Source organism: Rhodosalinus sp. K401, from assembly GCF_041365735.1.
Lineage (GTDB): Bacteria > Pseudomonadota > Alphaproteobacteria > Rhodobacterales > Rhodobacteraceae > Rhodosalinus.
In genome coordinates, this window is sequence record NZ_JBGFSI010000001.1 from 437,126 (window position 1) to 458,976 (window position 21,851).

The window sequence follows — 21,851 nt, forward strand, 5'->3', positions numbered from 1 at the left end:
AGCTTATCCGGGCGCTCACGGCGGTTCACAGGCACCGTGTTTTTACGGGGTTTTCGATCGGTGGTCCATCGCTGACCCCCAACGGAGCACCCAGCGGCTCTCAGGCCGTGCGCCGTGCCGCGCCACACGCATTGACGGTGTTGCCAGCATCCGGCCACTCTCATGTCGAAAATTGGTGTTCAATAGGTCCCATGAGTTCCTGGATCGCCTTCCCTCCGCGGTGTCTTGCCGCCCTTCCCCCGGCACGTCACGAAGACGCTGGCGGCGCGAGCGGGCCATGAGCGTCTGAACGTGGGACGTGAGCCGCAGCATAGCTTGATGGAGCTGCCCACGGCGCTCGCCAAGGCCGTGTCGATCGATCTCGAGGTCGATCCCAAGACGGCACGGATATTCTCGTTCGCTGCCGTAGACGGGACTGGAGATCACGTGCTCCGGCACGACCGCGGCGAGCTTGAAGCAGCACTCGACCGCCTGGAGGCATTCTGCGCCGGCGCCGAATTTCTGGTCGGTCATAACATCCTGCGACATGACCTTCCGCACCTTGTGGCGAGCCGCGCGCGCCTCGCGGAACTGAGCGCGGCGCCCATCGATACGCTCTGGCTCAACCCGCTCGCCTTCCCGAGGAACCCGTATCACCACCTCGTGAAACATCACCACGACGGCCGGCTCGAGGCCGGGCATGTCAACGACCCTGAGCTCGATGCGCGCCTCGTGTTCGACGTTCTGGCCAATCAGATCTCCGCGTTCGGCGACCTGGCCCGGACCTCACCTGACGCGATGGCCGCCTATCACTTTCTCACGACTCGCGCGGAGGATTCGGCCGGCTTCGACGCCCTGTTCCGGCACATCCGAGGCGCCGAAACGCCGGATGTTCCCGACGCCTCGGAAGCGATCCGGCGTCTGCTGGATGGACAGGTCTGCACCCAGCGTCTGGAACAGACGATCTCGCGCCTCTCGAGCCCGCAACTGGGCTGGCCGATGGCCTACGCGCTGTCCTGGATCTCGGTGGCGGGTGGAGACTCGGTAATGCCGCCCTGGGTGCGCCACCAGTTCCGGGAAGCATCGCTGATCGTAAAACATCTACGCGACAGGCGATGTTCGCGGCCGAACTGCACCTGGTGCACCGAGACAAGCGATCCGACGCGGGCCCTGGAGCGCTGGTTCGGATTTCCGTCATTCCGTCCCGAACCTGTAGACGCAGACGGCCATCCCCTTCAGCAACGCATCGTCTCCGAAGCGATGGACGGACGGAGCGTTCTGGGCATTCTGCCGACGGGCACGGGAAAGTCGGTCTGCTACCAGATTCCGGCCCTCTCGCGTTTCGACAAGACCGGCGCTCTGACGGTCGTGATCTCGCCGCTCGTGGCCCTCATGGCCGACCAGGTGCAGGGATTGGCGCGTTCAGGGATCTCTTCCGCCGTCACCGTCAACGGCATGCTGTCGCTGCCCGAGCGACACGACGCGCTCGAGAAGGTGCGGATGGGCGATGCGGCAATCCTCCTGATCTCGCCCGAGCAATTGCGATCGGTCTCGATCCGCAACGCGCTTCGGCAGCGCGAGGTCGGAATGTGGGTTCTGGACGAAGCCCACTGCATCTCGAAATGGGGCCACGACTTCCGCCCGGACTACCGATACGTCAGCCGTTTCATCCGGGAGTATTCCGGCGACGAGGCCACCGCACCTGTCCTGTGCCTGACGGCGACCGCGAAACCCGAAGTCGTGCGCGACATCCGCGAACACTTCCACTCACGGCTCGGCGTCGACCTGCACCTGCTGGATGGCGGCGCGGTGCGGACGAACCTCTCGTTCGCTGTTCGCCCCACCCAACCGACCACGAAGCTCGCAGACATCCTCGATGCGATCGAGTCCGGCCTTCCGCCCGAAGGTGCGTCCGGCGCCGTCGTCTACTGCGCCACACGGAGCGCCACGGAGAAGACCGCAGAGTTCCTGAAGTCGCAGGGGCTGGCGGCCGAGCGTTTCCATGCCGGGCTCTCCGCGGAGGAAAAGCGCGAGATCCAGGAGCGGTTCCGCGTGGGCGAGCTTCGCGTGATTGCGGCCACGAACGCGTTCGGGATGGGCATCGACAAGCCGGACATCCGGCTCGTCGTCCATGGCGACATTCCCGGTTCACTGGAGAATTACCTGCAGGAAGCCGGCCGCGCCGGGAGGGATCGCGCCCCCGCCAAATGCGTCTTGCTCTTCAGCGCGGACGACGTGGAGCGTCAGTTCAGTCTTTCGGCGCGCTCTCGCCTCGCGCGGCACGAGATCGGTGCCATCCTCAAGGCCTTGAAGCGGCTCGATCAGCGGCTCAAGCAGAACGGATCGGTCATCGCCACCTCCGGTGAAATCGTGCGGGAGGAGCACGACGCCGAATTCGAGCGCGACAGCGCCACGGACGATACGCGCGTCAAGACCGCCGTGGCCTGGCTCGAAGAGGCGAAGCTTCTTTCTCGCGAGGAAAACCGCGTTCAGGTTTTCCCCTCCTCGCTGCGCATCCGGAACCTCGCGGAAGCGACCGAACTGCTCGACAAGGCGCGGATCACAGGAACGCGGCGCAAGCAGCTGCTTGATGTCGTCCGGCACGTGATGACCGCCGACGCCGATGCCGGCATCTCCACCGACGAGCTGACCGGCGCCAGCGGCCTTGCGGGCAATGCGCTACGGAAAGCGTTGGCCGATCTCGAGGTGCTCGGGATCGCCAGCAACGACACCGCTGTAACGGTGTTCATGCACGTGGCCGTCGAGGATGCATCTCACAGGAGACTGGAGCAGGCAGCACGGCTCGAAGCGGATCTGATCGCCCTCATGCGCGAGACGGCACCCGAGGCCGACGCGGGCGAACCGCTCCCACTCAACCTGACCGAGACGTGCCAGGCCTTGCGGGATGGCGGGCACTCGAAGGTCCGGCCCGACCTCGTCGAGATGCTGTTGCGCGGCATGACGTTCGACGGACGTGATCAGGACGGCGGCCGCGGCAATCTGAGCTTGCGCAAGCTCAGTCGAACCACCTTGTCGGTCCGGCTACAGCGGACATGGGATGTTCTCGAGAAAACCGCCGCGCTGCGACGGCAGGCGGGCGAGCGGCTTCTCACGCATCTCCTCGAACGGGCGCCGAAAGGTGCGCGCGGCAAGGACGTCCGGGTCGAGACCACGCTGGGCGACATGCTGGCCGCGCTGAACGGAGACGCGTTCCTTCGCGGCGCGGTGCGTGATGCCAATCGCCTGATGGATCGCGCCCTTCTCTGGCTTCACGAGCAGCAGGTCCTGACGCTCGGCCGCGGCCTGACCGTGTTCCGCCCGGCCATGACCGTGCATGTGAATCCAATGGGCGGGAAGTTCACGGTCCAGCACTTCGCGCCGCTCGAGGAACATTACTCGGAGCAGACCATCCAGACCCATGTGATGGCGACCTACGCCGAGATGGGGCTGGAGGAACTGGACAAGGCACAGCGGCTCGCCGAGGACTACTTCGTCCTCGATCGAGACGCCTTCATCCGTCGGTGGCTGCCGGGCAGGGGCACGGAGCTTCGGCGCCAGACGACGAGCCGCTCGTGGAAGACGATCGTCGATGCGCTCGAGAACCCGGTTCAGGAACAGATCGTCAAGGACGACCGCGAGCAGACCAACGTGCTCGTTCTGGCGGGACCGGGCTCGGGCAAGACCCGGGTCCTGGTGCACCGTATCGCGTATCTGGTGCGCGTGCGGCGCGAGGATCCGCGGGGCATCCTCGTTCTCACCTACAATCGGCATGCCGCATCGGAGATCCGCGAGAGGCTGCGCCGCCTCATCGGCAAGGACGCGACCCGGGTGACGGTCTCGACCTGTCACGCCCTGGCCATGCGCCTTCTAGGGGCGAGCTTTGCCGGACTGGCCGAAGGTCAGCGTGACTTCGACGGGATCGTCATGCAGGCGGTCGCCCTGCTGCGCGGCGAAGGCATGTCCAAGACCGAGGCGGAGGCGCTGCGCGAGACGCTCATCCAGGGCTTCAGGTGGATCCTCGTGGACGAGTATCAGGACATCGGGCCCGAGGAGTACGCGCTGATCTCGGCCGTGGCCGGCCGCAGTCTTGACGACCCGGATCAACGCCTCAGCCTTTTCGCCGTCGGAGACGACGATCAGAACATCTATGCCTTTGCCGGCGCCTCGATCGATTTCATCCGCAGCTTCGAAGAGGATTACTCCGCCAAGCCGACCTTCCTGACCGAAAACTACCGATCCTCCAGGAACATTGTAGCGGCGGCCAACGCGGTCATCGCGCCTGCACGGCACCGCATGAAAGACGGGCACGAGATCTGCGTGGACCGCGCACGGCGAAACGACGGTCCCGGCGGCGGAATGGCCAGGATCGACCCGGTCGGCCACGGCCGCGTGACGCTGCTCGACACCCCACCGGGCGATGACGTGCAGGCGGTCGCGGCACTCGATGAGTTCGTGCGCCTGTCTCGGCTTGATCCGGACTGGCAATGGCGCAACGCCGCCATTATCGCCCGCGACTGGCGCCGTCTTGAACCCGTGCGCAGCTATGCCGAGCACCTGGGCATCCCGGTCGAGATGGCGAACGAGGGCCTTCCGAGCCTGTGGCGACTGCGCGAGATGCAGACGCTGGTCAGGGACTTGCTGGCGGACCGCACACGCCTGGTAACCATCGCCGATCTGCTGGACATGTTGAACCGGCAGCCGCGGTCGTTCTGGACGGACGTCATCGGCGAGGGGATAGGAACCCTTGCCCGCGAGATCGACGAGAAGGCGATGCCCGTCCCAGACCTCGTGCAATGGCTCGGCGAATGGGCGCGGGAGGCACGCACCGCGCAGCGCGGCCTTCTGCTCCTGACCGCCCACCGCGCAAAAGGGCTCGAGTTCGACCATGTCGCGATCCTGAACGGTGGCTGGGACCGCGCCTCGCGCAATGAGGACGCCGATGCCCCTCGCAGGCTCTTCTACGTGGCCATGACGCGCGCTCGGCAGGGCCTCACGCTCCTGACGCAGGGGGACCATGCCCTCGCCGAGGATGCAGGCGAAGCGATCCTGCGTCGGCTCGTGAGCCCCTGCACTGAAGACCTGCCGCAGATCCGGAAGAAGTATGTCTCTCCTGACCCGAAACTCGTGGACCTGTCCTTCGCCGGTCGCCTCTCGGACCGGAACCCGGCCTTGGGAGCCATCGCCGCGGCGAAGCCCGGCGATCCGGTGAGCTTGGCGAGAGAGGGAGAGCGATGGCTCATTCGCAATTCGCGTGGGGAAACGCTTGGCCGAATGTCCCGAGCGTTCCGCCCGCCCGAGCATTCGGCCTTTCTTGATGCGCGTGTTGCAGCAATCCTTTTCTGGCGGGCTGACGACAGCGACGACACCTATCAGGCCTATCTTCGCCGCGAGGCATGGGAAGTCGTGCTGCCCGAACTGGTGTTCAAAGCGACGACAGACAACTGACCTGCCCAGCCGAGATCGCGAGGCCTGCCCCCGCTGAGTGGACACGTTCAGCGGAGGCAATCCAGCGTCACATGGCTGTAACCGGCAGGCACTAGGCGAGGGTCGATCAACAACTGATGGAGGCTTCTCTGATGCGCGTGTCCCTTCTGACCCTTGTTGCCACGGGAGCGCTCGCCGCCCCCGCCATGGCAGAGATGAATTTCAATCGCATCGCCTCCTTCCCGGTGGCGTTGAACACGCCCGAGGCTGACGAAACCTCCGCCGAGATCATCGCGGCGACGGGCGACGGCATGACGCTGGTCTATTCTGACAGCCCTGCGGGCGTGATCGGCTTCATCGATATCACCGATCCGGCCAACCCGGTCGCGGCAGGCAGCTTCGCCCTGCCGGCGGGTGAGCCGACGGCCGTGTCGGTCCTGGGCCGGACCGTTTTCGTGGCCGAGAACACCTCCGAGAGCTTCACCGAGCCGTCGGGCGTGCTGCATGCCCTCGACGCGGACAGTCGCGCGGTGATCGGCTCTTGCGACCTGGGCGGGCAGCCCGACAGCACCGCTGTGGCGCCCGATGGCAGCTTCATCACCGTGGCGATCGAGAACGAGCGCGACGAGGATCTGGGCGAGGGCCGGGTGCCGCAGATGCCCGCAGGCTATCTCGTGATCCAGCCCCTGGGCAATGGTGGCAACATGGACTGCACCGCGCAGATCCGGGTCGATCTGACCGGGCTGGCCGATGTCGCGCCCGAAGACCCCGAGCCGGAATTCGTCGATGTGAACGCCAACGGCGACATCGTCGTGACCTTGCAGGAAAACAACCACATGGTGGTCGTGTCCGCCGCCGGTGAGGTGCTGAGCCATTTCTCCGCGGGCGCCGTCGATCTGGCGGGCGTGGACCTGACCGAGGACGGCGCGCTGCGCTTTGTCGAGAGCCAGCCGGGCCGGGTGCGCGAACCCGACGCGGTGCAGTGGATCGACACCGAGCATTTCGTCATCGCCAACGAGGGCGACATGGACGGTGGCAGCCGCGGTTTCACCGTGTTTCACCGCGACGGAACCGAGCTTTTCGACAGCGGCCTGTCCTTCGAATACGCGCTGGTCGAGATCGGCCACTACCCCGAGGAACGCTCCGGCAACAAGGGCGTGGAGCCGGAGGGCATGGAGGTCGCGACCTTCGGCGGCGTGCCGATGATGTTCCTGCTGTCGGAGCGCGGGTCCATCGTGGGGGTCTACGACATGACAGACCCCGCGGCGCCGGTGCTGGCACAGCTGCTGCCCTCGGGTATCTCACCCGAAGGAGCCATCGCGATCCCGGAGCGCAACCTGCTGGCCACCGCCAACGAGTTCGACGGGCGCGGGGACGGCGCGGCGCCAGCGCATGTGATGATCTACGAATACCAGGAGGCGCCGGCGGCCTATCCGCATCTGACCTCCGCCGGTCTGACCGAGGACGGCGCACCGGTGGGATGGGGCGCGATCTCGGGCCAGGTGATGGCCGAGGACGGCACGATCTTCGCCGTGTCCGACAGTTTCTACGGAATGCAGCCGACGATCTTCCACATCGACGTGCGCGAGACGCCGGCCCGCATCGTGGATGCGATCCGTGTGACCCGCGAAGGTCAGCCCGCGCAACTCATGGACATGGAGGGGATCGCGCTCGACGGTGAGGGCGGGTTCTGGGTGGCCAGCGAAGGCCGCGCCGACCGTCTCGTGCCCTCTGCGCTCTACCGTGTCGGCGCCGATGGCGCGATCGAGGACTACGTGACCCTGCCGCAGGCGATCCTCGACGTGCAGCGCCGCCACGGCTTCGAGGGCGTCGCCCGGGTCGGCGACACGCTTTATGTCGCCGTGCAGCGCGAATGGGACGACGACCCGCAGAACCACGCGAAGGTGCTGTCCTACAACATCGGGACCGAAGAATGGGGCGTGATCCACTACCCGCTGACCGAGCCGGCGACCGGCTGGGTCGGCCTTTCGGAGGTTGCCGCCCATGACGGCCATCTTTATTTCATCGAGCGTGACAATCAGCACGCCGCTTCGGCCGTTACCAAACAGATCACCCGGGTGGCGCTGAGCGGGATGGAAATGGTCGCCCCGGGCGAAACGCCCAACGTTCTCGCGCCCGAGCTCGTTGTCGACCTGCTGCCCGGCCTCGCCTCGACCGGCGGTTACGTGCTGGACAAGGTGGAAGGTCTGGCGATCGCAGGGGATGGCACGATGTGGATCTCGACCGACAATGATGGCGTCGACGACCATTCCGGCGAGACGATGCTGTGGTCGGTGACGCCGGAATAATCCGGCTCGGAGGATCGGCGGAAGGGCGGCCTTCGGGCCGCCCTTTCTCATTCCGACCGGGAGGTTTTCGGGCGCATGAGTTTGCGGGGGAGTCGTCGGGACCGCGGTTGAGAACGCCTGGCGCGGTGTCGATCCGGGCGCATGGCGAGGCCCGGAACTGTGCGCATGAAATTCAAAGTCGGCCGCGTCGAGAGCTGCGCGACTGGTGCGATCGGACGTTCAAGCCGCAGGGTTTCGAGTGGCCTCTGCCACGGCGGCAGCGGGACGCGTGCAGAAATGCCGGGACCGCGCACGAAGCCCGTGCGCTCTTGTGCCTCGGAGCTGGCCGTGATGCTCCCCGTCGGTCGCGACAGTGCCTTTGCAGATGGCAGCCCTATGCCGACATCATTCCTGAAGCGTCTCCAGGTAGTAGGTGAGCGACAGCGCCCGGCCGGCCGCAATCGACACGGCATCGGAGCGGCTCACACCGCGATCTTCCAGCGCATCGGCGACGAAGTAGTCGCCCCAGATCGGCATTTCCGAAGCGCCGTGACCCGGAGCTTCCATGCCGAGCACGATGACCTCGTAGACTTCCGAGAACGGATAGCTTCCGCCCGCGCGCTCCGCGAGCTTGGTGAGGTCCGGCGGCTTGACTTCGAAGAGCTCGGCCACCTCGCCGCCGCCCTTGGCATCGTCACCGTGACAGACGGCGCAAAGAGCCCCGTAAGCCGACCTGCCGAGAGCGATCGCCGAACCCTCCGCTTGAACCGCAAGCGGCGACACGGTCATGACCGCCGCCGAAAGCGCTGCCCTGATCTGCATGTCTTTCTCCTTCTGTTTGTATGACCCGGTGCGCCGGACCGTGCGCACGACCTTGTTGCACGCGCCTTGCGCCGACTCTTCGACGTCGCGGCCACGGCGTGCGGTTGCCAGAACGCGCCGATCGTGCGACCGCACATTGGTCCCGGGCTCGAACCTGATCATGCACCGCCCGGCTGACGCGCACGCACACGGCTTCACGCAGCGAGGTCACACCCACCCTTCACGTCTTCGCCCACGCCCGAGACACTCATCACTCCATGCAGACTAGGCATGGCCATTCGGGCTTCATTGACGACGGTCAATCACCGCGGCGTCACACGAGATCGGGATCGTCAGCGACCCACGGGTCCGCATTCCGGATCTCGGCGCGCGACGCGATCAAGGTCTGGCACCCGCCCGACCGACGCATCGCCGATCTCCGCTGTTGGAGGTTCCGACCGTCAGGCTATGTCGCCTTGTGCCGCAGGCGCCCCTTGCGCATCATTCATTCAACGGAATTCCCCAGAGCACGGCATGCGATCAACTTTCTCAAACCTCGTGCGCCTTTTCGGCGCAAGCCTCGTCCTCGGCGTGACGGTTGCCCTGTTCCCCACGGCCGCGATTCCTCAAACCGCCCTGGACGACCGGGAGCTGCCGTTCCTGACATTNCATTCCGGATCTCGGCGCGCGACGCGATCAAGGTCTGGCACCCGCCCGACCGACGCATCGCCGATCTCCGCTGTTGGAGGTTCCGACCGTCAGGCTATGTCGCCTTGTGCCGCAGGCGCCCCTTGCGCATCATTCATTCAACGGAATTCCCCAGAGCACGGCATGCGATCAACTTTCTCAAACCTCGTGCGCCTTTTCGGCGCAAGCCTCGTCCTCGGCGTGACGGTTGCCCTGTTCCCCACGGCCGCGATTCCTCAAACCGCCCTGGACGACCGGGAGCTGCCGTTCCTGACATTGAGAAACCTGACCGGCAAGGACGACCCCGGGCAATTCTACGGCGACGAGCGAAGTGGCCTCACGGCCGGATGGTGCAGGGTCAGGGAAGTCGACCTGGGCGGGCTTGCGCCGCTCGCGGAAGCGGCCCCCTCCTTCATACGCGAGGAGTTGCTGCGGGTGGACCGGATCAAGGGCGGAGACAGCGCAGAGGTTCTCGACGCGCTGGAGGACAAGACGCGCGGCACGGCGCCTGCGGTCTACGTCCACGGCTACTACATCAGTTTCGAGAAAGGATGTCGCCGCGCGATCCTGCTGCAGGAGAACGCCGGTCTCGCCGGGCGTTTCCTGTGGTTCAGCTGGCCTTCGGACGGATCAATCGCCTATTACACCCATGACGAGGCCGACCTCTACTGGAGCGTTCCCGACCTCGCGGACGCCATCATCGAGGCGGAACGCCGTTTCGGCGGCGACGTCGATGTCGTCGGCCACAGCCTGGGCGCGCGCGGCGTGGTGCTCGCCCTATACGAGGTGGCCAACAGAATGCCGGACATCCGGCTCGACCAGATCGTCCTGCTGGCCCCGGATATGGATTTCGAGATCTTTCGTCGCATGCTGCCGCGGATCCGGCCGATCGTGGAGGGGATCACCATCTACGTTGCAGCGAACGACCGCCCCCTCGCGCTGTCGGCCCAGCTGCATGGGTATCCCCGACTGGGCGAGACGGGGAACGATGTCGCGAGCCTCGACGGCGTCGAGGTCGTCGATCTCGGCAACCTCCCGGCTGGCAGCCCGACCGGTCACCTCTACCACATCTACAGCGCGGCGGTGGGCGCCGACCTGCGCCAGCTTCTCAACGACGGGCTGCGTGCGGCGGACCGGTCCGGCCTGCTTCAGGTGGGCACCAACAAGTGGCGGCTGCAACAGCGCGGGAGTCCCGTTCAGGAATGAGCGCGGGCGCTCGGGTCCCGCCGCGGGTTCGTCTTTCGCGGATCGGGGCGCGCGCGACGCCGCGCACCGGTGCCGGTCACATGGCTGTCGCACGCATGCATGATCCACGCCGCGGGTGTCGCGGTTCCGTGACCCTTTCCACGCATCTGCAGGAAGCGGGCGCCGCAGTGCTGTTCAGACGCGGGGTGATGATGCAATCTGGCCGCAAACCGGAAACACGGCGGTCGTCCGGCCACCGGGTGACATGCATGCGGCATGAGCGTCGATCGAAGGAAAATTCCCATGCGGTTTCTGCGGGCCCTCGTAACGCACTTCTCGATCCCCGCGCTGTTGCTGGGGATCTTCTTCCTCGCGGCCTCGTTGTCGCCGTCGCTCATACCGCGCGGCCCCGCGATCCAGGGGGCGCTCGGAGGGCTCCTGATGGCGCTGGGCTATCTTTGCGGCCGGATCCTCGAGACGATCTGGGATCTCGCGGACATGCCGCGACTGCGGGGGCGCGCGGCGGCGATCGCCACCGCCGTGGTCGCGATCCCGGTTCTTGGCACGCTGGTTCTGTCGACACGGGCGAGCGTGCGCTGGCAGGACGATCTGCGCATGCGCATGGATCTCGCCCCGGCCGAGGAAGCGCACTGGGTGCAGGTCATCGCGATCGTGGCCGTCGTTTTCGCGCTTCTCTATGCCCTCGGCGTCGCGATCTCGCTGCTCTTCCGGCTCGTGCGCGGCGCGCTCTACCGGGTGATGCCACCGCGCCGCGCGAACGTGCTGGGCCTCGTCGCCGTCGCAATGCTCCTTTTCCTGCTGACACGCGACCAGCTGGTGCCGACCGTCTTCGACGTGCTCGACGAAAGCTACGAGACGGCCCAGAACCTCTTCGACCAGGCGCCGCCGGCTCCGACAGAGCCCAGGACACCGGGCAGTCCGGCGTCCCTCGTGGACTGGCAGGCCATGGGCCAGCCGGGCCGGGACTTCGTCACGCGCGGCCCCGACGCGGAGGCGATATCGGCCTTCTCGGGCGAGGATGCGCTCGACCCGATCCGGGTCTACGTGGGCCGGGCCAACGCACCCACGCCCGAGGCGCGGGCCCTTCTCGCGCTCGATGAACTCCTGCGCCTCGACGCTTTCGACCGCGAGGTCCTCATCGTGGCGAGCCCGACCGGAACCGGCTGGCTCGATCCCGGCTCGCATGACCCGGTCGAATACATGCATGGCGGCGACATCGCGACGGTGGCCGTGCAGTATTCCTACATGCAGTCCCCGCTCGCGCTGATCTTCGAGACGCGGACAGGGCTTGAGCAGGCGACCGCGACGATCGAGACGATCCACGACTACTGGAAGACGCTGCCCCGGGACGACCGTCCGCGGCTCTACATCCACGGGCTCAGCCTCGGCGCCTGGTCCTCGATGTACGCCACCAACCTCTTCCGGCTTGTCAACGACGGCATCGACGGCGCGTTCTGGGCGGGTCCGCCATTCCCGTCGAACTTCTGGAACTACGTGCAGAACGCACGGAACGAAGGGACATCCTGGGTTCTTCCGGAAGTGGGAGACGGATCGCTGATCCGCTACGCATCCCACGTGGCCGACGGCTCCGAAGGCGCGCCGTGGGGCGACATGCGGCTGATGTTCCTGCAATACCCGAGCGACCCGATCACGTTCTACGATCCGTTCTCCGTCTGGCGTCCGCCCGTCTGGATGACCGAGCCGCCCGGCCACGGCGTGTCGCCCGACCTGCGGTTCCTGCCCATCGTCACGCAGTTCCAGCTGGCGGTGGACATGGCGCTTTCGACGACGACGCCGGCGGGTTACGGGCACTCCTACTACGCCCACGACTACATCGAGCCGTGGGCGCAGGTCACGGCGCCCGCGGGCTGGACGCGGGAGGATACCGAACGCCTCATGGCTCATTGCGACAACGGCTTCCAGCAGGGCTGCACGAACGACTGAGCCCGCCGCCCGGGAAACCTTCGACGATCGGGGGTGACCCAAGGGCCGCGGGACAGTCTTCCGAGGCAAGCGGTCCGGGCGAGAAGACGCCCCGAGAGATCCCGCAGGGGTGGCGAGCGACAGGGCTGGCGGACCACCGCTGCCGCCCCCCAAGGAATGAAACGTCGACCTTCCCTGCAAGGGTCGACGCGGCGAACGGCGCGATCGCATGGAGATGACCGCCGGCCGGCTGAAAGACCGGCGCCGGATCGCCCGGCGGCTCACGCCGGCTGCCGCGACGCCTGGCCATCTGCCATCCGCTTCGCCGCTGCCGACATCTTCTGGCCGGGCGGCCGTTGATGAAGATGGGGCCCGATTTTGCGAGATCGTGCTGGCCTCCCGTGACGTTCCCCGGGACAGGCGCGGCGCGCAGACGGTCTCGCTGCCCGAAACCGGTCCGTTCCGGCCGCCCGCATTCGGGACAAAACGCCGCCGCGGGATCGGCCCGCACCCCGTTGCGGTGCGCGACCGCACGGCGCTAAGTGCGGTGCGTCGAGGAGGGCCGTGCCGATGACCGGCGATGACAGGCTGCGAGAGATGGAGCAGGCCGCCGGGTGGCGGCTCAGGGCGGGCTCCGTGCTGGTGGGTGCTTCGGGGGCGTTCTGGCTCGTCCAGGCATTTGCGGCCGCCCAGACGATCAGCGGATGGATCCACGGCGACACGGCGAAGGCGATGGTGCTCGTCGCCGTGTTCGTGGCGGCGGGGCTGCTGCGGGCCGGGCTGGACCACGTAGGCAGCGGCCTCGCCCACCGGGCGGCGGAGGACGTGGTCTCGGCAGAGCGCCGGCGGCTGCTCTCGCACGCGGCGCATCGGATCGAGGGCGGCCCCTCCTCCGCCGAGACGGCGGCGCTGGTCGCCCAGAAACTGGCACTCGTCTCGCCCTACCTGTCGCGCTATCGCGCCGCCATTATGCGCGTTGCGCTCGTGCCGCCGCTGATCCTCGCGGCAAGCCTGGCGGTCTCTTGGGCGGCGGCGCTCGTGTTGCTCATCGCGGGGCCGCTGATCCCGGTCTTCATGGCGCTGGTCGGAATGGCCGCGCGCGAAGCGAGCGAACGGCAGATGGCCGAGATCGGCGACATGAACGCGCTGCTGATCGACCGGATCGCGGCCCTGCCGGACATGCGCCTTCTGGACGCGACGGCCCGCGCCGAGGCGGATTTCGCCGCGCGCGCCGACTCGCTCCGGGCGCGCACGATGGCCGTGCTCAAGGTCGCCTTCCTGTCCTCGACGGTTCTGGAGCTGTTCTCCGCGCTCGGCGTTGCATTGGTGGCGGTCTATGTCGGCTTCACGCTTCTGGGGGAAATCGGCTTCGGCCATTGGGGCGGGTTGACGGTGGCCGAAGGCGTTTTCGTGCTGTTGCTGGCGCCGGAATTCTTCCAGCCCCTGCGTGACATGGCGGCCGTCTGGCACGACCGGGCCACCGCGCGCGCCGTCGCCGGAGAACTCGCGGCGTTGGAGACGCAGGACCGCCCGGCGATCCTCGGCACGGGGGGCCGGGCCGCGCCCCTTCCGGGAGCGGCCACCGTGCGCCTCGAGCATGCGTCGCTGCGCCGGGAGGGAGGTCTCGTCGATTTGCCCGACATGGTCGTCGCGCCGGGCGAGGCCGTGGCGCTAGTCGGGCCGTCCGGGTCGGGCAAGTCCTCGGCGCTCATGGCGCTTGCCGGCCTTTTTCCACTGGAGACGGGGCGCCTCGAGGTGGCCGGCCGGGCGCTGTCCGACGCGACCGCCGACGGCTGGCGCGCGCGGCTCGCGCTCGTGCCCCAGGAGGTGCATGTGCCCGATGTCGCGCTGCGCGCATTCCTCGATCCGGCGGGCGCCTGCGACGATCCCGGGCCGGCACTGCGCGCCGCCGGGGCCGAGGAGGTCGTCGCGCGGCTGCCCGACGGGCTGGATGCACGGCTCGGTGAAACCGGCGCGGGCGTCTCGGGCGGAGAAGCCCGACGGCTTCTCGTGGCGCGCGCCCATCTCTCGGGCGCGGATGTCGTGCTGGCCGACGAGCCGACCGCGGACCTCGACGACGAGACCGCGCGGCGGGTGATCGCTGGGCTGCGCGCCATGGTCGCCCGCGGCGCGATGCTGATCGTGGCCACCCACGACCCGCGGCTCATCGCGGCGGTCGATCGCATCGTCGCGATGCCTGCCGCGGCCGAGGGCGCCGCATGAGGCAGCTATGGCAGGTCCTCCGCCTGACTTGGGGCGCGGCTCCACGAGCGATGTGGCGGGGCGCCGCGCTTTCGGTCGCCGTGCTCGTCATGGGCGCGGCGCTTCTCGGCCTCTCGGGCTGGTTCATAACCGCCACGGGGCTTGCCGGGCTGGCGGGCATCGGCATCGCCTTCGACGTTTTCCGGCCATCCGCGGGCATCCGCTTCCTCGCGCTCGGACGTGCGGGCGGACGCTATGCCGAGCGGCTCCTGACCCATGACGCCACGTTGCGTGCGTTGGCCGCACTCCGTTTGGACCTGATGCACCGCCTCGCCGCACGTCCCTTCGCCGAACTCCAGAGGCTGCGGGGCGCCCTGCCGCTCATGCGGATCACCGCGGATGTCGACGCGCTGGACGGGGTCGTGCTGCGCCTCGCCCTGCCCGCTCTTGCGGGGCTGCTCACGCACGCGGCGGCCTTCGCGGTCCTGTGGTGGCTGGTGGCGCCCGAGATGGCGTGGGGCATCGCTGCTGGATATCTGCTGGGCGCGACCGCGATCCTCGCGCAGGTCGGCCGGGCGACGCTTCGTCCCTCCTCGGAGGCGGAAGCCGCGACCCAGGCGCTGCGCCGCGACGTGATCGACACCTTTCGCGGCCAGCGCGACCTTCTCGTGCACGGGCGCATGGCGGCGCGGCTCGAGACGCTGGCCGCCCTGGAGGCCCATGCCCGCGCCTCGAGCGACCGGTTGAACCGCATCGACCGGAACGCCGGGCTGGCCCTCGCGGGCGTGGTGGCGGGCACCGCGGGCGCCGCGCTGGTGATCGGCGGCTGGCTTGTGGCGTCGGGTCGGGCCGATCCAGCGCCGGCGGCGATCGGCTTCTTCGTCGCGCTGGCGCTCGCCGAGACGGTGCTGCCGCTTCGGAAGGGGCTCGGCGAACTCGGCCGCATGCGCGACGCCGCGCGCCGCGTCATGGACGCCCCGGCCGGCGCGCGCGCCCTGCCAGCCGGGGCGCCGGAGCCCCGCGCCCGGTCCGGCCTTCGCTTCGAAACCGTGAGCGTCGGTCGGCCCGGTGGCGGTGCGCCCCTGCTCTGCGGCGTGAGCTTCGCCGTCGCGCCCGGCGAAACCGTTGCGCTGGCCGGTCCGTCCGGCGTCGGGAAATCCACCTTGCTGGGCATCGCCGCCGGCCTCGACGAGCCCGCTGGCGGGCAGGTCCTGCTGGATGGCGCAGCGATCCGGACTTGGCCCGAGGACGCGCTTCGCCAACGGGTGACGCTGGTCCTTCAGCGCGCCGCACTCCTGTCGGGCACGATCCGCGACAACCTCGCGCTGGCCGCACACGACGCGACCGAGGACGAAATGTGGACCGCGCTGGAGGCCGTCGCGCTGCGGCGCACGGTGACCGCGAAGGGCGGATTGGACGCGGTGCTCGGCGAAGGCGGCGCCGGGCTCTCGGGCGGCGAGTCGCGACGGCTGGTGCTCGCGCGCGCGCTCCTGCGCAGGCCCGAGGTTCTGCTGCTGGATGAGCCCACGGAGGGGCTCGACGCGGACACCGCCCATGCGGTGCTCCGGGGGCTGCGCGCCGCCCTGCCCCGCGCGGCGATCCTGACCGCGTCGCACCGGGACGAGGAGCTTGCGACAGCGCACCGCACCCTCGATCTACGGAAATACATTCCCGATTTCATATCTGTTTGACGCAGATCAAACCGCCACCCGGTCTCCGGGTGTAGGCCGGCATCAAATGCACATCTGCGAGATTGGTTTTCTCGCGCGACAAGGAGCCTGCCAATGGAACTCGACGTCGTGGAGCTGTCACGCCTCCAGTTCGCTATGACGGCGATGTATCACTTCCTCTTCGTGCCGCTCACGCTGGGGCTCTCCATCCTCGTGGCGATCATGGAGACGGTCTACGTGATGACCAACCGCCCGGTCTGGCGGCAGATGACGAAGTTCTGGGGAACGTTGTTCGGCATCAACTTCGTGCTGGGCGTCGCCACGGGCATCACGATGGAGTTCCAGTTCGGGATGAACTGGAGCTACTACAGTCACTACGTGGGCGACATCTTCGGCGCGCCGCTCGCGATCGAGGGGCTGATGGCCTTCTTTCTCGAGGCGACGTTCGTCGGCCTCTTCTTCTTCGGCTGGGACAAGCTGACGAAGGTGCAGCACATGGTCGTCGCCTGGCTCGTCGCGCTCGGCTCCAACTTCTCGGCGCTCTGGATCCTGATCGCGAACGGCTGGATGCAGAACCCGGTGGGCGCCGTCTTCAACCCCGACACCATGCGCATGGAGATGACCTCGTTCTTCGAGGTGGTCTTCAACGAGGTGGCCCAGGCCAAGTTCGTCCATACCGTTTCCGCGGGCTACGTGACCGCGGCCGTCTTCGTGCTCGGCGTCTCGGCGTGGTATCTCCTCAAGGGCAGGCACGTCGAAATGGCCCGTCGCTCGATCACGGTGGCAGCCTCCTTCGGCCTGGCCTCCGCGCTCTCGGTCGTGGTGCTGGGCGACGAGTCGGGCTACTCGGCCACCCACACCCAGAAGATGAAGCTCGCCGCGATCGAGGCGATGTGGGAGACCCACGAGGCGCCCGCGCCCTTCACCGCCGTGGGCCTGCCCGACAAGGAGGCGCGCGAGACCCACTACAAGGTGGAGATCCCCTGGGCGATGGGGCTGATCGGCACCCGCTCGCTCACCGAAGAGATCCCCGGCATCAACGAGCTCGAAGCCGAATCCGCCGAGCGCATCCGCAACGGCCTCGTCGCCTACGACGCGCTCATGGACATCCGCGCGAACCGCGGCGCGGTCACCGACGAGATGCGCGCGCGCTTCGAGGCGCATTCCGGCGATCTCGGCTACGCCTTCCTGCTCAAGCGCTACGTGGAGGATCCGCGCGACGCCACCGACGCGCAGATCGCCATGGCGGCCGAGGATACGATCCCGGGTGTCGCCCCCCTCTTCTGGGCGTTCCGCATCATGGTCGGTCTGGGCTTCGCCTTCGTCGCGGTGATGGCGTACTTCTTTGTGCAGGCCAACTTCCGGGGCATGCGGTTCCCGCGGCCGGCGCTCTGGCTCGCCGTCTTCATCATCCCGGCGCCCTGGATCGCGGCGGAGCTCGGCTGGTTCGTGGCGGAATTCGGCCGCCAGCCCTGGACGGTCGACGGCGTGCTGCCGACCGCGCTCTCGGCCAGCCACCTGAGCGTGGCCGATCTTCTCATCACCCTTGCGGGCTTCATGGCCTTCTACTCGGTGCTCTTCGTGATCGAGATGGCGCTCATGCTGAAATACATCCGGCGCGGGCCCGTCGAGGACGTGGAGGAAACCGAGACATGGATGGAGCGGCACCAGCACCGTCTGCGCACGCATGACGGCAAGGGCCCCTTCGCCGCAACACCTGCGGAGTAAGACAGATGATCCTGCATGAACTCGTCGATTTCGAAATCCTGCGCGTGGTCTGGTGGGCGCTTCTCGGCGTACTGCTGATCGGCTTCGCACTCACCGACGGCTTCGACATGGGGGTGGGCGCATTGCTGCCCTTCGTGGCGAAGACGGACGTGGAGCGGCGCGTGGTCATCAATACCGTGGGTCCCGTCTGGGAGGGCAACCAGGTCTGGTTCATCCTGGGCGGCGGCGCGATCTTCGCCGCCTGGCCGCCGCTCTACGCGGTGAGCTTCTCGGGCTTTTACCTCGCCATGTTCGCCGTACTCGCCGCGCTCATCCTGCGCCCCGTCGCGTTCAAGTACCGCTCCAAGCGCGAGGACGCGCGCTGGCGCACGGGCTGGGACTGGGCGCTCTTCGTGGGCGGCGCGGTTCCCGCGCTTCTCTTCGGCGTGGCCGTGGGCAACGTGCTCCTTGGCGTGCCGTTCTACCTGACCGAGGATCTCTTCTCCGTCTATGACGGGTCGTTCTACGGCAAGTTCCTCGGCCTGCTCCGGCCCTTCGCCCTGCTTGCCGGCGTGGTCTCGCTGGCGATGCTGCTGATGCACGGCGCGGCCTGGCTTTCGCTCAAGGCCGAGGGGGTGGTCGTCGAACGCGCCCGCCGCTTCGGGACGGTGGCCGGGATCGTCGCGGCGGCCGGCTACGCGCTCGCCGGTCTCTGGCTCGCCTTCGGACTCGACGGCTACCAGATCACGGGCGAGGTCGTTCGCGACGGCCCCTCCAACCCGCTTTACTCCGAGGTGGCGCGCGGAGGCAGCTGGCTTGCGGCCTATGTCGAGCGGCCCTGGATCGTCGTCGCGCCCGTGATGGGCTTTCTGGGCATCCTCTTCGCCGTGACCGGGCTGCGCGCCGGGCGCGAAGTCTCGACGCTTCTCTGGTCGAAGATGGCGATCACCGGGATCATCGCGTCCGTCGGCCTCACGATGTTCCCGTTCATCCTGCCCTCCACCGTCGATCCGTCGAGCTCGCTCACCGTATGGGACAGTTCCTCCTCGCATCTCACGCTCTTCGTGATGCTGGTGATGACGGTGATCTTCATGCCGCTGATCCTCGCCTACACCGCCTGGGTCTACAAAGTGCTCTGGGGCAAGGTGACCGAAGAAGACGTCACCGGCCCGGGCCACAGCTACTGAAAGGAGACCGCGCCATGTGGTATTTCGCCTGGCTTCTGGGCCTGCCTCTCGCCGCCATGTTCGCCGTGCTGAACGCGATGTGGCTGGAAATGCGCGAGGACGGCCGGCTCATCGCGGACAGCGAAGAGGATGGCGGCGAGCGCTCCCAAGACTGAGCGCCGCTGCGGCCTCGATGCCTTGACATGAAGGGGGCGCTCGTCACTAGGCCGGCGCCTCCGAGCCGCGTCGGGGGTGTGCCGCCGGGAAAGGCGCACGAGGCGCCCTGTCGACGCCTCGACGTCGCGGCGGCTGCCTGGAGGAGGATGGCAGACGCACCGCCATGTTCGCGACGTCGGGGGCACACCTCGTACGATTGCCCGATCAGGCGGAGGGGACGAACAGTCTCCGACCCGCAGCGCTGTCGATCGCGCATCCGGCCTGCGGCTCATGTGTCTCTGGTGGCGCGCCCGGCCGGAGGCGGGGCGTCAGCCAATCCGGTGATGCCGGCCTGATCCATATCAGCGTGAAGCGCCGCGCATTGCTCGATACACTGCGCGAAACGTCGGAAATGCCTTACGGTCCTGACCATGCCCGCCCGATCGAGCGTCCCATCCGCGAAGACGATCCCAAGCCCGGCTCTCGGTCTTTTTCTCGCCGTGACCTTCCTGATCACATGGGGTGTGATCGGGGCCTATATCGTCGCCCCGGACATGGCCGCCGGCACGTTCGGCGAGATCAGCGGCGCGCATCCCCTGTTCTTCCTCGCCACCTGGTCGCCGGCCATCGCGGCCTTCGCCGTGATCTACCTTCATGGCGGGCTGTCGGGCATCGCCGCCTTTCTCGCGCGGCTGCGCATGTGGCGCGGGTCGTGGGGCTGGGCGGCGTTCATCCTGCTTCTCATTCCGCTCGTCTTCGTCGCGGGCTCGCTTATCAAGGGCGGGCCGGTGCTGGCGCCCCTGCCGCCCGAGGGCGCGGGGGCGGTCCTGGCGGTGATGGTCATGATGCTCTTTCTCGGACCCGTGGAAGAGTTCGGCTGGCGCGGCGTCATGCAGCCGCTGCTGCAACGCCACGTGGCGCCGATCTGGGCGGGCATCATCATCGGCGCGACCTGGGGGGTCTGGCACCTGCCGGCCTTCTTTCTCGCCGGCGTGGTCTTCGCCGACTGGAATTTCCTGCCCTTCTTCGTCGGCAACATAACGCTCGCGGTCCTGGTGACCCCGATCTTCAACGACACGCGGGGCAGCCTGCTCTGGCCCATGCTGTTCCACTGGCAACTGATCAACCCGTTCTGGGCGGACGCGCAGCCCTGGGATACCTGGCTTCTGGTGGCCGTGGCCGCCGTCGCGGTCTGGTGGAACCGTGACACGATGTTCACCCGCGACGGCGCCGTGACCGAGGTCATCCCGGCCGCACGGGGTGCCGCGTCCCGATCGGTGACATAGGGAGATGTTCCGGAACCCTCTTCCTCTTCCCGTCTTCGCGCTGGCACTTGCCTGCCTCACGGCGCCCCTGACGGCCCAGGAAGAGCGGTTGTCGTCCGCGCTCGACGACGCCCACACGCGCTACGGCTTTCCGGGCGCCACCGCGGCGATCGCCCTGCCCGACGGCTCGGTCGTGACCGCCGCCACGGGCCTTGCCGATCGCGAGGCAGGCCGCGCCATGACGCCCGAGACCCCGATGCTGGCGGCAAGCATCGGCAAGAGCTTCGTGGCGGTCACGGTGCTGGCTCTGGAAAGCGAAGGGCGGCTGTCGCGCGACGACCTCCTGTCCGCGCATCTCGGGGATCGCCCGTGGTTCGACGCGCTGCCCAACGCGCGCACCATCACCATCGATCACCTGCTGCACCACACCTCCGGGCTGCCGGACCATGTGCATCTGCCGGAGTTCCAGCGGGCCTGGACCGGGCTGGCCGGCGGGCCGAATTTCGACCCGGAGGAGCTGATCGGTTTCGTGACCGGACGGGAGCCGTTGTTCGAGGCCGGGCAAGCCTGGGCCTACAGCGATACGGGTTATGTCCTGCTGGGTCTCGTGATCGAGGATGTGACGGGACAGGCGTGGCGCGAGGCGGTCCGCACCCGCCTGCTCGATCCCCTCGACCTCGGCGGCACGGTCCCCTCGGACCGCCGCGACCTGCCGGGGCTCGCGGTGGGGTATGTCGATCCGGACAATCCGTTCGGCCTGCCCGCGCGCACCGCCGATGCCCAGGGGCGGCTTCTGTGGAACCCTTCCGTGGAATCCGCCGGTGGCGGCTTCGCCTCGACATCTGCCGATCTGGCGCGCTGGGGACAGCTCCTCTTCGCCGGCGACGCGATGGAGGAGCCCTATCTCGACCGGCTGCTCGACGGGGTGCCCGTGGATCCCGACGCCCCCGGCATCCTTTACGGCGCGGGCGTGGCGATCCATGCCGACACGCCGCGCGGGCCGGTCTGGGGCCATGGCGGCTGGATTCCCGGCCATGTCTCGAGCCTGCGCCACTACGCGGATCACGGCGTGACGGTGGCCTTCCAGATCAACACCGATGTCGGGATCGCGGATGACACGAGCGATCTCGTGCCCGCCCTCGAGGCCGCGCTCGCCGATCTCGCGATCTCGCTCATCCGGTAAGCGCAGGCGCCTGGCGATCGCCTCCGGTGTGGTGGCGCGGGCCGTCCCTGCCGCGCCGAGGTTTTTCCGATAGCCGTGACGACGGGGCGCTATCGCACCGGCTGGCGCCTATCGTCGTGCACAGCATGGCGACGGACATGGGTGCGGGCGCAGTCGTGCTACCGGTCGCGCATTGCCTGGGCGGGCGCCGTCGG

13 protein-coding genes are annotated in these 21,851 nt (G+C 67.9%); 12 read left to right on the forward strand and 1 reads right to left on the reverse strand.

Translation table 11 applies throughout. The features are described 5' to 3' along the window. The first annotated feature begins 318 nt into the window (after window positions 1-318). On the forward strand, window positions 319-5,424 hold the full coding sequence (locus tag AB6A66_RS02230) for a RecQ family ATP-dependent DNA helicase (protein ID WP_371054610.1): 5,106 nt from the start codon (window positions 319-321) through the stop codon (window positions 5,422-5,424). Between the two features lie 131 nt (window positions 5,425-5,555). After that, window positions 5,556-7,712: an esterase-like activity of phytase family protein gene (locus AB6A66_RS02235; RefSeq protein WP_371054611.1), complete on the forward strand. Its 2,157-nt coding sequence runs from the start codon at window positions 5,556-5,558 to the stop codon at window positions 7,710-7,712. Between the two features lie 384 nt (window positions 7,713-8,096). Here AB6A66_RS02235 and AB6A66_RS02240 read toward each other — a convergent pair whose 3' ends face one another. Next, the gene (locus AB6A66_RS02240; RefSeq protein ID WP_371054612.1) at window positions 8,097-8,675 is read right to left on the reverse strand and encodes a cytochrome c; all 579 of its coding nucleotides are present in this window, start codon (window positions 8,673-8,675) and stop codon (window positions 8,097-8,099) included. A gap of 648 nt (window positions 8,676-9,323) precedes the next feature. Here AB6A66_RS02240 and AB6A66_RS02245 point away from each other — a divergent pair. The 10 genes from AB6A66_RS02245 (at window position 9,324) to AB6A66_RS02290 (ending at window position 21,657) form a co-directional block, all read left to right on the forward strand. After that, window positions 9,324-10,385, forward strand: coding sequence for an alpha/beta hydrolase (locus AB6A66_RS02245; RefSeq protein WP_371039313.1), 1,062 nt, complete (start codon window positions 9,324-9,326; stop codon window positions 10,383-10,385). A 282-nt stretch (window positions 10,386-10,667) separates the two neighbouring features. Then, a complete protein-coding gene (locus AB6A66_RS02250) occupies window positions 10,668-12,329 on the forward strand; it encodes an alpha/beta hydrolase (protein ID WP_371054613.1) in 1,662 nt (553 codons plus the stop codon). A 208-nt stretch (window positions 12,330-12,537) separates the two neighbouring features. After that, a complete protein-coding gene (locus AB6A66_RS02255; RefSeq protein ID WP_371054614.1) occupies window positions 12,538-12,882 on the forward strand; it encodes a hypothetical protein in 345 nt (114 codons plus the stop codon). Then, window positions 12,879-14,531 carry an ABC transporter ATP-binding protein/permease gene (locus tag AB6A66_RS02260; RefSeq protein WP_371054615.1) on the forward strand — a complete coding sequence of 551 codons (1,653 nt, stop codon included), beginning with the start codon at window positions 12,879-12,881 and terminating at the stop codon, window positions 14,529-14,531. The genes AB6A66_RS02255 and AB6A66_RS02260 overlap by 4 nt, the downstream gene beginning before the upstream one ends. Window positions 14,532-14,581: 50 nt before the next feature. Next, window positions 14,582-16,201 (forward strand): amino acid ABC transporter ATP-binding/permease protein, encoded by a 1,620-nt coding sequence (locus AB6A66_RS02265; protein WP_371054616.1) that lies wholly within the window; start codon window positions 14,582-14,584, stop codon window positions 16,199-16,201. Between the two features lie 93 nt (window positions 16,202-16,294). Further along, window positions 16,295-17,908: a cytochrome ubiquinol oxidase subunit I gene (locus AB6A66_RS02270; protein ID WP_371039318.1), complete on the forward strand. Its 1,614-nt coding sequence runs from the start codon at window positions 16,295-16,297 to the stop codon at window positions 17,906-17,908. Window positions 17,909-17,913: 5 nt separating this feature from the next. Beyond that, window positions 17,914-19,074 carry a cytochrome d ubiquinol oxidase subunit II gene (gene cydB, locus AB6A66_RS02275; RefSeq protein ID WP_371039319.1) on the forward strand — a complete coding sequence of 387 codons (1,161 nt, stop codon included), beginning with the start codon at window positions 17,914-17,916 and terminating at the stop codon, window positions 19,072-19,074. A gap of 14 nt (window positions 19,075-19,088) precedes the next feature. Further along, window positions 19,089-19,229: a cytochrome bd-I oxidase subunit CydX gene (cydX, locus tag AB6A66_RS02280; protein ID WP_371039320.1), complete on the forward strand. Its 141-nt coding sequence runs from the start codon at window positions 19,089-19,091 to the stop codon at window positions 19,227-19,229. Between the two features lie 411 nt (window positions 19,230-19,640). Further along, window positions 19,641-20,495, forward strand: coding sequence for a type II CAAX prenyl endopeptidase Rce1 family protein (locus AB6A66_RS02285; RefSeq protein WP_371054617.1), 855 nt, complete (start codon window positions 19,641-19,643; stop codon window positions 20,493-20,495). A 4-nt stretch (window positions 20,496-20,499) separates the two neighbouring features. Then, on the forward strand, window positions 20,500-21,657 hold the full coding sequence (locus AB6A66_RS02290) for a serine hydrolase domain-containing protein (RefSeq protein ID WP_371054618.1): 1,158 nt from the start codon (window positions 20,500-20,502) through the stop codon (window positions 21,655-21,657). Window positions 21,658-21,851: the final 194 nt, after the last annotated feature.